The following is a 14,234-nucleotide window of genomic DNA, read 5'->3' on the forward strand; positions in this document are numbered from 1 at the left end:
GGATCAATCCGCTTTGGCTGGCAAGGCCCCAGAAGACTTGCCCAAACGGATTGCTTTGGTGCATGAGTGGTTCACGCCCCGTGCCGTGGGGGGTGCTGAGCAGGTCGTGCAATCTATCGATGCTCTGTTGATCAGATTGGGCTGTCAACCAGACTTGGCAGCTCTGGTTGATGGAGAAAGCCTTAGGCCAGGAAGCTGGCTGGAAGGTCGCGCCATTCAGACCAGTCCGATTCAACATCTCCCTTGGGGAGTGAGCCATGTGCAGCAATACCTGCCCTTATTGCCCCTTGCGATTGAGCAGTTAGATGTGGGTGATTACCCCTTGGTCATCATCAGCCATCTTATGGGCAAGGGGGTACTCACCTCTCCTGAGCAGCTCCATGTGAGCTACGTGCACACTCCCGTCCGTTATGCATGGGACAGATGCATGCCTATTTGCGTCGCTCGGCCTTGGCACAAAGCGGTTTAGGGCCGTTGATCCGTTGGTAATTGCCTTTTCTCAGGTAGTGGGATCAGCTCAGTGGTGCGCGCGTGAATCATCTGTTGGCCAATTCCCGCTTTACAGCGCGGCGGATTGCTTGCTTCTGGGGGCGTGAAGCGGAGGTGGTGCATCCACCAGTGAATGTGGATCGCTTCCGCTGGGATCAGCCTCGCAATGATGTGTACCTCTGTGTTTGTCGCCTCGTCCCTTACAAGCGAGTGGATCTTGTGATTGAGGCCTTCAATCGATTGCGCTTGCCACTGTTGGTGGTTGGCGATGGACCGGAGCGGACATTCCTAGAAGAGTTGGCAGGTCCCACAGTGCAGTTGATAGCTCGTCAAACCCAGGCGCAGGTTGAGGCCTTGATGGCAAGTTGCCGAGCCTTCGTTTATGCCGCTTTGGAGGACTTTGGAATTGCACCAGTGGAAGCCATGGCAGCGGGTGCTCCAGTGATTGGCTTGGGGAGGGGTGGCTTACTCGATACCGTGCGTTGTGCGGCGGCGGGAAGGCCTTACTCAACAGGGGTCTTGTTCCCTGAACAGACAGTCGCATCAGTCGCGCAGGCGGTTGCCTGGTTTGAGGAACGTCAGCTTTGGCAGCAGTTGACCCCTGAAGTCGTACGCCTTTGCGCAGAACAATTCCGTCCGGAAGCTTTTGCGTCGCGTTTTGAGACTGCACTGCGTCAGGCCTGGCAATAACATCAGCAGGCCTGTGCCGTTGCTGCGAGTGACCCTGTGGAGCTTTTAGCGTTTCGATCCTGATCTTGAGTAGAAGAGCAGCTTGGAGAGATCTTGAGATTGGCCTCCAGGCGGTTTGTGTTTCATGGGGGTAGCAGAGCCTTGGGCCGAGGGGCTTCTCGTCGTCATCTTGAGGTGCTTGCAGCCCCAGCCTCAACATTGCCTGCGAATGCATTGATTGGGCAGCAGAGTCGCTTGGGGAGATCGATTAAACGATCTGGAGATGTGGTGTTTTCCCTTGCTGTCATCAGCCTCGGCTCTCCGGTCTTTCTCCTTTTGGCGTTGCTGGTCAAACTCAGCTCACCTGGGCCTGTTTTTTATGTGCAGCGACGGGTAGGTCGTGATTATCGACGCTTTGGCTGTATCAAGTTCCGCACGATGAGAGCAGATGCCGACGACATCCTTGCAAATTTGCTTGTTAAATCTGCTTCGATGAGGGCTGAGTTTGAGCGTGATTTTAAGCTTCGTAAGGATCCTCGGATCACACCAATTGGTCGATTTTTGCGTCGTTCCAGTCTTGATGAACTGCCTCAGTTTTTGAATGTGCTGCGGGGTGAAATGAGTTTGGTTGGTCCCAGACCAATCGTTGATAAAGAACTTGAACGCTATGGGGAGTTTATGCATGAAGTTGCATCTGTACGCCCTGGGCTGACTGGTCTGTGGCAGGTGAGTGGTCGCAACAATCTCAGCTATGCCAAGCGGGTTCGCCTTGACCTTGCTTATGCCCGGGGGCGCTCATTCATGTTGGACTTAGCGATCATTCTGCGCACCTTTGGTGTGCTGTTGCTGCCTATGGATCGCGGTGCCTACTGAGGCGAAGGGGTCAGTCTCTTGCCCAGCGCTGGTTGCAACGAGCTGAACACTTCATCTCGCTTTCCGGATAGCTGTAACCAGCCTTACGAGCGTTCTTCTCCACTTCGGCGGGATTGGAACCGCTGAAGGTTCTGGTGGTTTTTGCCTGAGCAGGGATCTGCACCGACAGCAGCAGCAGAGCTGTGGCGGTGATGGTGATCATTCGCATTGGCTTGCTTAGAGCAGAACCAGCGCAATCATGATCCAGACCAGTTCAAGCCAACTGGTGAGTGCCAGGATGCGCTGCAGAGCATCTGGGTCTGCCGGCGGTTGATCGATTGCTAGCAAGGGTTTGTCCACCCATCGGTTGCCGTATCGGTTGCGTCCGCCCATTCGCACCCCGGCACAGTGGGCATAGATCGCTTCGGACCGTCCGGCGTTGGGTGAGTGATCCAATGCTCCGTCCTGTTCCGCTGCCATCACCAGAGCAGGTAACTGGCGCCAAGGCTTGCTGATTAGAGGAAGGGTGAGCATCACCAGGCGGCAAGGGAGCCAGGTGAGGAGATCATCGAGTCGTGCTCCGGCAGTGCCCAGCCATTGCAGCGTTCCCTGCCGATAGCCCAGCATCGAATCAAGGGTGCTGGAGGCCTTGAAGCTCCAGGCCAGGGCTAGAGGGCCTGGCCATGTATTGGAGACATGCCAGAGGCCAGCACCGATCAGCATCCAAAACAGCGGTGCAAACACGCCATCCACGGCGTTTTCGGCTGCGCTTTCAGCGGTAGCCCGCAGAATCTCCTGCTCATTCAACTGGGTTACATCGCGTCCCACGATCCAGCTCAGCTGCAAACGGGCGATAGACAGGTCTCCTCCAGCGTCTGTGGGCAGCGCCGTCAACACCTTCAAGATGCTGTGGCGGAGGCTGCCGGCGGCGAGGGCACTGGCCAGAGCGATCACCAGCAGGGGGATCCCGAGCCAGGCTGGGGCGATGCCCTCCTGCAGGGCGAGGCGTTCGATCGCCCAACCCAGTGCACCGCTGCCGCTGATCAGCACAGCTGTGATCAGAACGCCGCTAACACGCAGCAGCAAGGGGCGATTTCCGGCGATCGCTTCGGCAAGATGACGCAGATGTTTGATCACAGATCCCATCAACTCAACGGGATGTGGACACCAGCGCGGATCACCGATCAGCAGGTCGAGACCTGCTGCAGTGATGACTAGCAGAATGGCCAGGTTCAGGCTGTTTTCAACCAGCTGAACATGGCGCGGAGACCTTTGCCGACCTGCTCAATTGGATGGGCGGCATCGCGATCGCGAATCTTCTTCATTTCAGGTTTGCCTGATTCGCATTCGGCGACAAAGTTTTTAGCAAAGGTGCCGTCTTGGATGTCAGCGAGGATGCGCTTCATCTCAGCCTTGGTATCAGCGTTGATCAGTCTTGGCCCACTCACGTAGTCGCCGTATTCGGCAGTGTTGGAGATTGAATCACGCATGGCAGTGAGGCCGCCCTTCACCATCAGATCCACGATTAACTTCACCTCGTGAAGGCACTCGAAGTAGGCCAGCTCAGGCTGGTAGCCAGCTTCTACAAGGGTTTCAAAGCCTGCTTTGACGAGCTCTGAGAGCCCGCCACAGAGCACGGCTTGTTCTCCGAACAAGTCGGTTTCGGTTTCTTCCTTGAAGTTGGTTTCGAGGATGCCCGCTCGGGTGCCGCCGATGCCCTTGGCGTAGGCCATGGCCAGTGCACGTGCTTGGCCGGAGGCATCTTGTTCAATTGCGAATAGGGCTGGGACGCCCTGCCCATTCTGATATTCCCAGCGCACGGTATGGCCGGGTCCCTTGGGAGCAATCATTACCACGTCGACATCAGCTGGCGGCTGAATCAGCTCAAAGCGGATGTTGAAGCCGTGAGCGAAGCTCAACACTTTCCCTGAACTCAGATGAGGGGCGATCTCTTTTGCATAAACATCTTTTTGGAATTCATCCGGTAGTAGCACCATGATCCAGTCCGCTTTGGCGGCGGCTTCAGCGACGCTGAGCACTTCCAGTCCATCGGTGCGGGCTTTCTCGGCGGAGCGGCTGCCTTCATATAGGCCCACTACCACATCTACGCCGCTGTCCTTGAGGTTGAGGGCATGGGCATGGCCCTGGGAGCCATAGCCAATGATGGCGACGGTCTTGCCGTTCAGTAGGCCGAGATCGGCATCGGAGTCGTAGAAGAGCTGGGCCATCCTGGCTGGATTGCGTTCAGGGCAAGGTCAGAGCTTACGCAAGGGCCCTATGGATTTGGCTGAAGGCCCAATAGTCCTTCTCGGTTGTCAGTGCCATCAACGCATCAAGCTTCGTTCGGGTGGGCAATCACACGATCGATGAGGCCATAGTCTTTGGCCTCGGCTGCACTTAAGAAGTAGTCGCGGTCGGTGTCTTTTTCGATTTTTTCAAAGGTCTGACCTGTCAGCTCTGCCATGGAGTGGTTGAGCATGTCTTTGATTCGCAGAATCTCACGGGCTTCGATTTCGATGTCGCTGGCTTGTCGTTGGTTGGTTCCACCCAGCGGTTGGTGGATCATGATTCGGCTGTGGGGCAAGGCGAGTCTTTTCCCTTTGGTTCCTGCAGTGAGAAGGAAGGCGCCCATCGAAGCTGCCAAGCCAACGCAGATTGTTACGACATCACTTTTGACGTATTTCATCGTGTCGTAGATCGCCAGGCCAGCAGTGACTGATCCACCTGGGGAGTTGATGTACAGGTAGATCGGTTTTGTGCTGTCTTCAGAATCTAGGTAGAGCATCTGGGCTACCAAGCTGTTGGCAACACCATCACTGACTTCCTGCCCAAGGAACAAGATCCTTTCCACCCCAAGGCGGGTATAGATGTCGACCCAGCGCTCCATCTGGCTGCCGGGCAGACGGTAGGGAACGCTTGGGGTACCAATCGGCATGGTGAAAAAAGAAAGGAAGAAATCAGAACTGGATTAGGAATGATCTGAGATTGAGCCTGGAAGGGTTTAGTCCAGGGTTGCAGTGGATCGTTCAGTTCAGTGACTCTGAACTGGATAGCTCTTTACGGCTGCTGAGAATCCGATCGATGATGCCGTATTCGACAGCGTCCCCAGGGGTGAGATAACTCATCCGATCAGAATCCTTTGATAACTGCTCAATACTGCGGCCTGTATTGCTGGAAAGAATTTTGAGCATGGCTTGCTTGTTATGCAGCACTTCCTTTGCACGGATCTGAATGTCGGTGGCTTGACCTTGGGCACCACTGCGAGGTTGGTGTAGCACGATTGAGGCGTGGGGAAGGGCGGCCCTGTGGCCTTTGGTGCCTGCCGAGAGAATCACCGCTGCCGTGCCCATTGCTTGGCCGATGCAGATGGTGTGGACAGGGGGTTTGACGTAACGCAGGGTGTCACAGATCGCAAAAGCTTCGGTTTCAAAGCCGACGGCATCACCCGTATACCAGCTGGTACCAGTGGAGTTGATATAGAAGTAAATGGGTTTTTCTGGGTTGTCGAACTCCAGATAGAGAAGTTGGGCAATGATCAGTTCGGTCACATCCATGCCCAGCTGCCGCTTGGCATCGTCGTCGGAGAACAGGGGCAGTCCTAGGTAGACAATGCGTTCCTTGAGAAGTAGCGATGGCAAATCCGGAGGCGGTGTACGCATCACTGTTGATTCGCCGTAGTAGGGAGCGGACACCGTCATCTGCAGCACATCTTTGGCGGAGTTTGGAGACTAGCGAGGGTTGGCCGGTGGGCGCTCGCTGGTCTTACTTGATTTGCGGGTTGGCTGATTTTTCTCGAACCGACCAAAGACCATCCTGCCGGTAGGGGTTTGCAGCGCTCCAGTGATCACAACGGGTAGCCGCTGTCCAATGGCCTCTCTGCCGCCCTCCACCACTACCATCGTGCCGTCTTCTAGATAGCCCACCCCCTGGTTGTCTTCCTTGCCCTGTTTGACGATCTTGAGCTTCAGTTCGTCGCCGGGTTGTACGTCAGGTCGCAGGGCGATCACGATTTCGCTGAGGTTGATGGCTTTGAGGTCTTTGACCTTGGCGACTTGGGCGAGGTTGTAATCGGCAGTGATCAAGATTCCGCCTGTATCGGCGGTGAGTTTGAGCAGTCGCTCGTCAGTGCCGGATCCCTCATATCGGGTGCTGTTTAAAACCAGCCGCCTTCCATAGCTTTCGCGTAATTCAGTGAGCAACTTCAAACCGCGTCGACCTTTGGCTCGTTTTTCGGCATTGCTTGAATCGGCCAGCTGTTGCAGTTCATCAATCACGGTTTGGGCCACGATTGCCTGACCTTCCAGCAGTCCGCAGGCCAGTAGTCCACGAATGCGGCCATCGATGATCACGCTGGTGTCGAGAATCTTTGCAGTGGCAGGTGTTAGAACCCCATCGGCGACCAGTAACGCCTCGGTACTGTTGGGATTGAACAGGCGTAGCAGGGTGCGACCGTGGACCTCCGCCAGGTTGTATCCAAGGACCCCAAAGAAGACATTGCTCAGTACTGCGGCCAGAGGCTTCACCAACACCACCTCAAATGGGAGGGGCAAAAGCAGGATTGGTGCCAGCAGCAAATTGGCAACCAGTAGGCCAAGAATGAGGCCTACGGCTCGACTGACCAAGAGGTCGGTGGGCATGGTGCGCACCTGCTGCATCAGCCTTTGCCGCAGTCGCTGGAAGAAGAATCCAGCCAAAAGTCCAAAGCAGGCGCTCAACCCACTCAGGGCCAACCTCAGTCGATCGATGTTGATCGTTTGCTCCAGAAGCCGTTCGGGCAACAGCTCAACTCCTAGCCAGCCAGTGGCCGCGCCAGAGATCAGAAACAGCACCAGGATGAGCAGGTCAACCATGGGGTTAGATCGTGTCTGCTCGCTCCGGATGCAGGCAGCATGCACCATCCTCTGGAGCTTGGCCCGGGCAGATGTCCGCACCTTTGCGGATTGATTGATGAGAGACGGTCTTGCTGTGTTGCCACCTCGCAGTGCCTATCTGCACATTCCTTTCTGCCATCGGCGTTGCTTTTATTGCGATTTCGCTGTCGTGCCCCTTGGCGATCATGCCAATGGGGCTAAGGGCTCTGGCAGCGCCTCGATTCAGTCTTATCTGCAGCTATTGCAACGGGAGATTGCGCTTGTCAAGCCTGGGCCAACTCTGGCCACGGTTTACATCGGCGGCGGAACACCATCTCTGCTCAGCTCAGCTCAGATTGGTGCCCTGTTGGATCAGCTAAGGCAACGGTTTGGCGTTCAGTTTGGTGCAGAAATCACGCTGGAAATGGATCCAGCTAGTTTCGATCAGGCTTACCTAGAGGCCGTACTAGCGGTTGGTGTTAACAGGGTGAGCTTGGGGGGGCAGAGTTTCGATGATGCAGTGCTCGAGACGCTTGGGCGCCGTCATCGTCGCCACCATTTACTGGAGGCTTGCGGATGGTTGCATCAGGCTCATCAGTGCGGAGAGCTGAAAAGTTGGAGTTTGGATCTCATCCAGAACCTGCCCGGACAGGAGTTGGTGGCATGGAAACAACAGCTTGTTGAGGCCATTGATACTGGTTCACCTCATCTTTCGATCTATGAGTTATCTGTTGAACCAGGCACGGTATTTGCTTGGCGTCAGCGGCGGGGGGAGTTGGATTTGCCCGATGATGATTTGGCCGCCGAGCAGATGCAGACCACCAGTGTCTTGCTTCGTCAGGCAGGATTTGGCCGCTATGAAATTTCTAATTACGCCTTACCAGGGCACGCCTCACGCCATAACCGCGTGTATTGGAGCGGGGCAGGGTGGTGGGGGTTTGGTCAGGGTGCGACCAGTGCGCCCTGGGGCCAGAGGCTGGCTCGTCCGCGTACAAGGGATGGTTACTGCAGCTGGATTGAGGTTCAGGAGGCAGAAGGACTGGATTCCTCTCTAGTTGCGGCTCAGGCAAGACTCTTACCTCTGGATGAACAGTTGTTGGTGGGTTTGCGTTGCCGTGAGGGAGTTGATCTTGAGGCCCTCAGTAGGGCTTGGGGCTGGACTCATGAGCAGTGCAACGCTCTATTGCCGTCGTTGCAGGTGCGCTGGCAGGCGGCGTTGGATCGGGGCTGGTTAGAGCTGCATGGACGACGTTGGCAGCTCAGTGACCCCGAGGGGATGGCCATCAGCAATCAGGTTCTGGTGGAGATGTTGTTGTGGTGGCAGTCTCTGCCTGCTGATGCAATTGCTTCACCCAACCTTGAAGGGCTTCTACGCACAGCTGGCGACCTTGGATCAATGGCGGACTGAAGGGGGGTTGGCTGGGAGTTAGTCCCAACAGGTCAGCGGTGACCCTTACCTGTCCATCGCAATCTTCGCCAGCGCCGATACCGATCACGGGGATGGTGAGTTGTTGACTCAGGCAACGAGCGATGGAACTCGGCACATGTTCGACCACCAGGGCGAAACAGCCCGCTTGCTCAAGTTGTTTTGCTTGTTGCTGCATTTGCGCTTGGCTGCGAGGGTCCTCCGCCTGACGGCGGTAGCCGAGCTGATGTACTGCTTGTGGAGTGAGGCCCAAATGCCCCATGACTGGGATCCCCATCCGCACCAGACGCTCAATGACTGTTAGGACCTCTGGCTCTGCTCCTTCTAGCTTCACGGCGGCGGCACAGGAGTGCTTGAGCAGGCTTCCGGCGGCAGCTACAGCCTTGTCTTCTCCGCATTGGTAGCTCAGGAATGGGAGGTCGCAGACGACGAGGGGCTGTTGTGACAGAGGGCGAGTGAAACCCCTACCCACCGCTTGGGTGTGGTGGAGCATCTGCTCCACAGTCACAGGCAGGGTGGTTGCATGGCACAGTGCGACCATCGCTAGCGAGTCTCCTACTAGAACCACATCGGCTCCAGCGGCCTCAACCAAGGCCGCGCTTAAGCCATCCCAGGCTGTGAGGATGCTGATCGCTCGCCCGTCCTGCTTGAGTTGAGTTAATTCGCTGGGGCGCATCTGCTTCTCCAGGCCCTCGAGGGTCCATTGCTAGCATCGTGTTGACTCGGACCCATGCGGCCGCGACGCCTAAATCTGGTCAGGACCGGAAGGTAGCAGCCACACGGGATGCTCGTGACAGGCGTGGAATCCGGGTCACCCACATGGACGAAGGTTAGATCTCGTTATCGTTACGAGGTTGACGCTTGCGCAGGAATTCGGGAATTCGTGCACCCGATTCGTTGGCTTCAGGCTGGCTATAGATCGATTGAGAGGCAATCTTGTTGATTGAGCGTTCGCTCCGGTAAGGCTGGTTGCCTTCAAAGCCTGTGGCGATAACGGTGACGTGAACTTCACCTTCGAGTTTCTCGTCCACCACAGCTCCAACAATGATGTTGGCTTCTGGATCTACCACGTCGTAGATCACTTCCGATGCGGAGGTCATGTCCTCAAGGGTCATGTCGCGACCGCCGCTGATGTTGATCACGCAACCTTTGGCTCCGTCGATGCGGGCCGCCTCCAGTAGCGGACTGCTGATGGCAGCCTGGGCTGCTTCTATCGCCCTGGAACGTCCTGAACCTTCACCAATCCCCAGCAGGGCCGTGCCGGCTTCGGTCATCACCGAACGCACGTCGGCGAAGTCCACATTGACAAGGCCAGGGCAGGTGATGATGTCGCTGATGCCTTTAACACCCATACGCAGGATGTCATCTGCACTTCGGAAGGCTTCTTGAAGCGGAGCTTCGGAGATGACGTCTTTAATGCGGTCGTTGGGGATCACAATCAAGGTGTCCACATGATCGGCCAGGCGGCTAATGCCTTCAGCGGCCTGCCGCATGCGACGACGTCCCTCAAAGCTAAAGGGTTTGGTGACGATGCCCACAGTGAGCGCGCCGCTTTCCTTGGCAACTTCGGCAACCACTGGAGCGGCTCCAGTGCCGGTCCCGCCACCCATGCCAACGGCGATGAAGACGAGATCGACTCCTTGCAGAGCTTGTTGCAGTTCTGCTCGAGATTCCTCCGCCGCCTTCTGACCGATGCTGGGATTACCGCCAGCTCCTAACCCCCTCGTAAGGGTCTGACCCAGCTGCACGCGGTTACTGGCTGCAGACTGAAGCAGGGCCTGAGCGTCAGTATTCATGACCCGATAGTTCACACCATCGAGGTCACTGAGAATCATGCGGTTGACGGCATTGCTGCCGCCTCCGCCGACGCCAATTACTTCAATGCGAGCTGATTGGCTGGGAAGGATCCCTGAGGTCTCCATGGAGGTGGACACGGACATGTTTTTGATCGCCATCTCCATTGTCGATGTCGAACCATTGAGGTGTTGATGCATTATGTCCGTGTTGGAGCTTTTCGCTGAAAGTTTCAACACAGTTGATTGTTTGCTCCATCTCTGCAACGGACAGTTGGCGATTTCAGGTCATCTGGCATTGCTTTTGCTTGGCATGCCTTGCAGGACGATTGACCTCACTTAGAAGGTTGGGGCATTTGCAGTTCCGGTTTGGCGGGATCGCTGATGTCGATGGTTGTGCCTGTTTTATGGCGAAAACTTGACGGCAGGGTTTTGCTCAATTGGGCCAAAGTTTCTAGTTGCTCCTTCAGCAGGCTGCTATTGCTGCCTAGTTGGATCAGACCAAGGGTCTTGGTTTGCAGGCTGAGCTCTCCATCAGGAGCCACGAGGATTCGCTCTAGGGGACTACCAAGCTGATTTCGTTGCTCAAGCACCTGGGAAATGGCTTGCCGTTTGCTGGCCGTCCAGCCTTCCACCGTCAAGTTTGTAGAGGGACGCTCGCCTTGTTTTGCCACGTTGAGTGGTATCCACATCGCAGTGCTGTCGACCATGCCCTGCTCTTGGCCATAGGCGCGTTTTCGTAGTGCATAAGCAACGGGTTTTCGTTCTTGAAGAGCCACATCTATTCCTGGAGGGAGTAGGCGCCTTTGCACGACGACCGAGTTGAGCGGCAGTTTGCGTAGCAGGGTCTGCTCTAGTTCTTTGGGGTTGAAACCAAGAAGTGGCTGAGGGAAGTGGAGCTCACCGGCCTTGATCACGGTGTTTGTTTGGATGTTGCGGCTGCCTTGCACATGGATTTGCTTGGCGTTGTTGAGGCTCCATCCTTGGCTGAGTAGTACCCATCCCAGGCCTGCGGCAATAGAGATGAATGTCAACATTCGCCAGAGGTAGATCAGTTGCTCTCGGCGGCGTTGTTGGCGCAACCGGCGCCGCCTCTCTACCCCTGGGCCGTTTGCAGGCCGTCGATCAGGGGTGGATGAGCTCACAGGTCACAGCGTGCCCGGGCCATCAGCTGATCCACCCAACGGCGAGCCTGTTCTGCATCGGCAAAGGGCACATCCATTTCTTGGCCATTGCCGATCAGCCGAAGTCGACAACGGCCCTGAGATTCTTGGGTGAGAGGAGCTTCCCCTGAGGTCAGGGCCATCAGTTCCAGCATCTCCAGCTTGGTGACTTCAAAGTTGCCCTGCTCTTGAAAACGGCCTGCTTCAAAGCTGCTCCAGCTGAGCATGCCTTGTTTCAGTCGAGCAGCTCCTGAGCCGTCAAGTTTAGATAGCTCAGAGTCCTCCGCCCAGACGCGGAAGAGGTTTTGCCGCCGCCTCTCTAGCCACCCGAGAGCAGTGAGAAGCACAAATACCAGGAGCAGGGGGAACCAGAGCAGACCGTGAATCATTGGCAGGTCAAAGATGGAAGTCCGGAATGCCATCAAGTTGGAACTTGTTTATTCTCCCGCTGTGATCACAAGTTGGCTCACGAGCTCTTCGAGCGTTACACCAGAAGCCTCCCAGAGCATTGGATACATGCTCTGAGATGTGAAGCCTGGCAGGGTGTTGATCTCATTGAGCCAAATTTCATTGCGTGGAGCGTTGTAAAAAAAGTCGACCCTGGCCATGCCATGGGCGGCTACGCAGCGACAGGCTTGTAACGCAAGTGTGCGGATTTGTGCTTCCACTCCCTCTGGTAGAGGCGCTGGAATGAGCGTATGGCTGCAATTCTCGCTGTATTTGGTGTCGTAGTCGTACCAGTCCGCATCAAAGCAAATCTCCCCTACGACAGAGGTTTGCAGCTCACGCTTGCCTAGGACAGCGCATTCAAGCTCTCTTGCGCTCACTCCCTGCTCCACCACAATGCGCCGATCAAGGCTGGCAGCCTTGTCGAGACCGATAAGCAGCTCGTTGCGGTTTTGAGCTTTGCTGATACCGACTGAAGAACCCAGGTTGGCGGGTTTGACAAAACATGGGTATTTGAGTTTGGCCTCCAAGTGTTTGGCGACGTCTTGACGCGATTCAGTTTCGAGGAGATCTGCGGCATCAACGGCGGCGTAAGGCACCTGGGGTAACCCTGCTGCTGCGAAGGCGGCTTTCATGGCCAACTTGTCCATGCTGAGGGCCGAGCCGAGCACGCCTGAACCCACAAAAGGTTGTCCCATCAGGGTGAATAGGCCTTGCACGGTGCCATCTTCGCCATTGGGACCATGCAGAACTGGATACCAGACCTGTACCCTTTCGCTCCCCTCAGGCAGTTTGGTAAAGCCCTGCGGGGCAAGGGGTGTCGACAGTTGTTCCGGTTTGGTGGGTTGTCCTTGCTTCAGCACTCCTTCGGCAACGCCAGCTGGCCACCAGCGGCCTTGTTGGTCGATGTAAATCGCAATGACCTCGAAGCGATTGTTGTTCGCTCCACTGCGTAGGGCACCGACCACGGTGATGGCTGATCGGATTGAAACGGCATGTTCCTCGGACGCGCCGCCGAACACCACGCCTACACAGGTGCGGGAGGAAGGCATGGAGATGCTGCAAGGCCGTGGGGGTTAGCGACCAAAGTTATCAGTGCCGACTTCTGGTTTGATCACAAGGGGTTCCGCTCAGTGAGAAAGCACGCACACTGTTGATCTGAACGTCGACGAGATCGCCTGGGCTGTAGCGGCAACCTTGGGGTCCTTCGGCCGCAAAGAATGTGAGTCGGTTGGTGCGGGTGCGTCCCATCAGCTGTTGTGGTTTTTTTGGATTGATCCCTTCGGCTAGCACCTGCTCAACCTTGCCGGAGTAGCGGCTATTGCGCTGCAGGGCTACGCGTTCCACCAGCGCATTGAGTTGCTTGAGTCGCTCCACTTTCACCACTTCGGGGAGTTGGTTGCGCCAGGTGGCTGCAGGCGTATTTGGACGGGGTGAGTAAGCCGCGGTGTTCACCTGGTCGAAACCCACTTCCTCGATGAGGTTCAAGGTGTTTTGGAACTGGGCGTCGGTTTCGCCTGGGAAGGCCACGATCACATCAGTACTGATAGCGGCATCGGGCATAAGCTCCCGGATTCGGTTCACGATGCGTCGATAACGCTCCACTGTGTAACCCCTAGCCATGGCCTTAAGCACATCGTTATCACCGCTTTGGAAGGGGATGTGGAAGTGTTCGCACAATTTGGGTAGATCAAAGCAAGCTTCGATCAATCGTTCCGTGAAGTAGCGCGGATGGCTTGTCGCAAAGCGGATGCGCTCGATTCCTTCCACGTCATGAATGTGATGGAGAAGATCGGTGAGTGTGTTTTGGCGGCGGCCTTCAGGGGTGATCCCTGGCAGATCGCGTCCATAAGCATCAATGTTCTGGCCAAGCAGGGTGATCTCCCGAAATCCACGGGCGGCCAGGCCCTCGATCTCCAGTCGGATCGCCTCTGGCGATCTTGATTGCTCCTTCCCCCGAACGGAGGGCACCACGCAATAGGTACAACGCTCGTTACAGCCGTAGATCACATTGACCCAGGCGCAGATTGTGCTTTCCCGTCGAGCTGTGGTGAGGTCCTCGAGAATGTGGTTGTCATCTGTGGCGACAACCTGCTGACCATTGTCCACCTGTGTGAGTAGGGCTTCAAGGCGGTTGGCGTGTTGGGGCCCCATCACAAGGTCGAGTTCAGGGATTCGTCGCAGTAGCGCTTCTCCTTCCTGTTGCGCTACGCAACCGGCAACGACCAGCTTCAGATGGGGGTGTGTTCGTTTGCGGCGGGCCTGGCGTCCTAAGTAGCTGTAAACCTTCTGCTCGGCGTTATCGCGAATTGTGCAGGTGTTGTAGAGCACGAGATCCGCTTCTAGTTCTGCTGGCGCCTCGTGGTATCCCATCGCCTCAAGAATTCCGGCCATGCGCTCTGAATCGGCCTTGTTCATCTGGCAACCGAAGGTTTGAATCCAGAAACTGCCTTGATGCTGTGCGGTTGTTGCCGGATTAGTAGCGAGGGCGGAGGTGGCGACCAAGGCAAGAGGCGAGGCGAACGATCGAAACAATCTCATCAAC

Annotated in this window: 13 protein-coding genes, 1 other RNA gene and 2 pseudogenes; 4 read left to right on the forward strand and 12 right to left on the reverse strand. The window is 56.2% G+C overall.

Going from position 1 to position 14,234, the window contains the following annotated elements; all coding sequences use genetic code 11:
• Positions 1 to 13: 13 nt before the first annotated feature.
• A pseudogene (locus PMIT1303_RS01660) lies at positions 14 to 1,179 on the forward strand (glycosyltransferase).
• 93 nt (positions 1,180 to 1,272) lie between these two features.
• Positions 1,273 to 2,031 (forward strand): sugar transferase, encoded by a 759-nt coding sequence (locus tag PMIT1303_RS01665; RefSeq protein ID WP_063397261.1) that lies wholly within the window; start codon positions 1,273 to 1,275, stop codon positions 2,029 to 2,031.
• Positions 2,032 to 2,041: 10 nt separating this feature from the next.
• Here PMIT1303_RS01665 and PMIT1303_RS01670 read toward each other — a convergent pair whose 3' ends face one another.
• The 6 genes from PMIT1303_RS01670 to PMIT1303_RS01695 form a co-directional block, all read right to left on the reverse strand.
• Positions 2,042 to 2,239: a hypothetical protein gene (locus PMIT1303_RS01670; RefSeq protein ID WP_041374865.1), complete on the reverse strand. Its 198-nt coding sequence runs from the start codon at positions 2,237 to 2,239 to the stop codon at positions 2,042 to 2,044.
• 8 nt (positions 2,240 to 2,247) lie between these two features.
• Positions 2,248 to 3,240 (reverse strand): adenosylcobinamide-phosphate synthase CbiB, encoded by a 993-nt coding sequence (gene cbiB, locus PMIT1303_RS01675; RefSeq protein WP_369818695.1) that lies wholly within the window; start codon positions 3,238 to 3,240, stop codon positions 2,248 to 2,250.
• 2 nt (positions 3,241 to 3,242) lie between these two features.
• Entirely contained in the window at positions 3,243 to 4,238 is a 996-nt protein-coding gene (gene ilvC / locus PMIT1303_RS01680; protein WP_063397263.1) for a ketol-acid reductoisomerase, read from the reverse strand.
• Between the two features lie 104 nt (positions 4,239 to 4,342).
• Positions 4,343 to 4,945, reverse strand: a complete 603-nt coding sequence (locus PMIT1303_RS01685; protein ID WP_011826624.1) for an ATP-dependent Clp protease proteolytic subunit — start codon at positions 4,943 to 4,945, stop codon at positions 4,343 to 4,345.
• Positions 4,946 to 5,036: 91 nt separating this feature from the next.
• The gene (locus PMIT1303_RS01690) at positions 5,037 to 5,708 is read right to left on the reverse strand and encodes an ATP-dependent Clp protease proteolytic subunit (RefSeq protein ID WP_063397287.1); all 672 of its coding nucleotides are present in this window, start codon (positions 5,706 to 5,708) and stop codon (positions 5,037 to 5,039) included.
• Positions 5,709 to 5,738: 30 nt separating this feature from the next.
• Positions 5,739 to 6,908 (reverse strand): PIN/TRAM domain-containing protein, encoded by a 1,170-nt coding sequence (locus PMIT1303_RS01695; protein ID WP_063397264.1) that lies wholly within the window; start codon positions 6,906 to 6,908, stop codon positions 5,739 to 5,741.
• A 49-nt stretch (positions 6,909 to 6,957) separates the two neighbouring features.
• On the opposite strand from PMIT1303_RS01695, the pseudogene hemW reads away from it, so the two are divergent.
• Positions 6,958 to 8,070 (forward strand): annotated as a pseudogene (hemW, locus tag PMIT1303_RS01700) (radical SAM family heme chaperone HemW); the annotation flags it as partial.
• Between the two features lie 73 nt (positions 8,071 to 8,143).
• Here the strand turns inward: hemW and panB are convergent.
• Complete coding sequence (gene panB, locus PMIT1303_RS12725; RefSeq protein WP_074159187.1) at positions 8,144 to 8,962, reverse strand: 3-methyl-2-oxobutanoate hydroxymethyltransferase; 819 nt, start codon at positions 8,960 to 8,962, stop codon at positions 8,144 to 8,146.
• Positions 8,963 to 9,005: 43 nt separating this feature from the next.
• Between panB and ffs the strand changes: the two genes are divergently transcribed.
• Positions 9,006 to 9,102, forward strand: an RNA gene (gene ffs, locus PMIT1303_RS01710) — signal recognition particle sRNA small type.
• A 14-nt stretch (positions 9,103 to 9,116) separates the two neighbouring features.
• Here ffs and ftsZ read toward each other — a convergent pair.
• The 5 genes from ftsZ to miaB form a co-directional block, all read right to left on the reverse strand.
• A complete protein-coding gene (ftsZ, locus tag PMIT1303_RS01715) occupies positions 9,117 to 10,226 on the reverse strand; it encodes a cell division protein FtsZ (protein ID WP_231901221.1) in 1,110 nt (369 codons plus the stop codon).
• A gap of 188 nt (positions 10,227 to 10,414) precedes the next feature.
• Positions 10,415 to 11,224, reverse strand: a complete 810-nt coding sequence (locus tag PMIT1303_RS01720) for a cell division protein FtsQ/DivIB (protein ID WP_063397268.1) — start codon at positions 11,222 to 11,224, stop codon at positions 10,415 to 10,417.
• Positions 11,221 to 11,631, reverse strand: a complete 411-nt coding sequence (locus PMIT1303_RS01725) for a hypothetical protein (RefSeq protein ID WP_036911846.1) — start codon at positions 11,629 to 11,631, stop codon at positions 11,221 to 11,223. The genes PMIT1303_RS01720 and PMIT1303_RS01725 overlap by 4 nt, the downstream gene beginning before the upstream one ends.
• Before the next feature lie 48 nt (positions 11,632 to 11,679).
• The gene (locus tag PMIT1303_RS01730; RefSeq protein WP_063397269.1) at positions 11,680 to 12,741 is read right to left on the reverse strand and encodes a D-alanine--D-alanine ligase family protein; all 1,062 of its coding nucleotides are present in this window, start codon (positions 12,739 to 12,741) and stop codon (positions 11,680 to 11,682) included.
• A 40-nt stretch (positions 12,742 to 12,781) separates the two neighbouring features.
• Positions 12,782 to 14,224 (reverse strand): tRNA (N6-isopentenyl adenosine(37)-C2)-methylthiotransferase MiaB, encoded by a 1,443-nt coding sequence (gene miaB / locus PMIT1303_RS01735; RefSeq protein WP_063397288.1) that lies wholly within the window; start codon positions 14,222 to 14,224, stop codon positions 12,782 to 12,784.
• Positions 14,225 to 14,234 lie beyond the last annotated feature (10 nt).

It is taken from the genome of Prochlorococcus sp. MIT 1303, assembly GCF_001631965.1.
GTDB lineage: Bacteria > Cyanobacteriota > Cyanobacteriia > PCC-6307 > Cyanobiaceae > Prochlorococcus > Prochlorococcus marinus_D.

Excerpts from the sequence above, each read along its gene's own strand:
- PMIT1303_RS01670 (WP_041374865.1), bottom strand. The coding sequence starts at position 2,239 with ATGCGAATGATCACCATCACCGCCACAGCTCTGCTGCTGCTGTCGGTG.
- ilvC (WP_063397263.1), bottom strand. The coding sequence starts at position 4,238 with ATGGCCCAGCTCTTCTACGACTCCGATGCCGATCTCGGCCTACTGAAC.
- PMIT1303_RS01685 (WP_011826624.1), bottom strand. The coding sequence starts at position 4,945 with ATGCCGATTGGTACCCCAAGCGTTCCCTACCGTCTGCCCGGCAGCCAG.
- PMIT1303_RS01690 (WP_063397287.1), bottom strand. The coding sequence starts at position 5,708 with ATGACGGTGTCCGCTCCCTACTACGGCGAATCAACAGTGATGCGTACA.
- PMIT1303_RS01695 (WP_063397264.1), bottom strand. The coding sequence starts at position 6,908 with ATGGTGCATGCTGCCTGCATCCGGAGCGAGCAGACACGATCTAACCCC.
- panB (WP_074159187.1), bottom strand. The coding sequence starts at position 8,962 with ATGCGCCCCAGCGAATTAACTCAACTCAAGCAGGACGGGCGAGCGATC.
- ftsZ (WP_231901221.1), bottom strand. The coding sequence starts at position 10,226 with ATGTCCGTGTCCACCTCCATGGAGACCTCAGGGATCCTTCCCAGCCAA.
- PMIT1303_RS01725 (WP_036911846.1), bottom strand. The coding sequence starts at position 11,631 with ATGATTCACGGTCTGCTCTGGTTCCCCCTGCTCCTGGTATTTGTGCTT.
- PMIT1303_RS01730 (WP_063397269.1), bottom strand. The coding sequence starts at position 12,741 with ATGCCTTCCTCCCGCACCTGTGTAGGCGTGGTGTTCGGCGGCGCGTCC.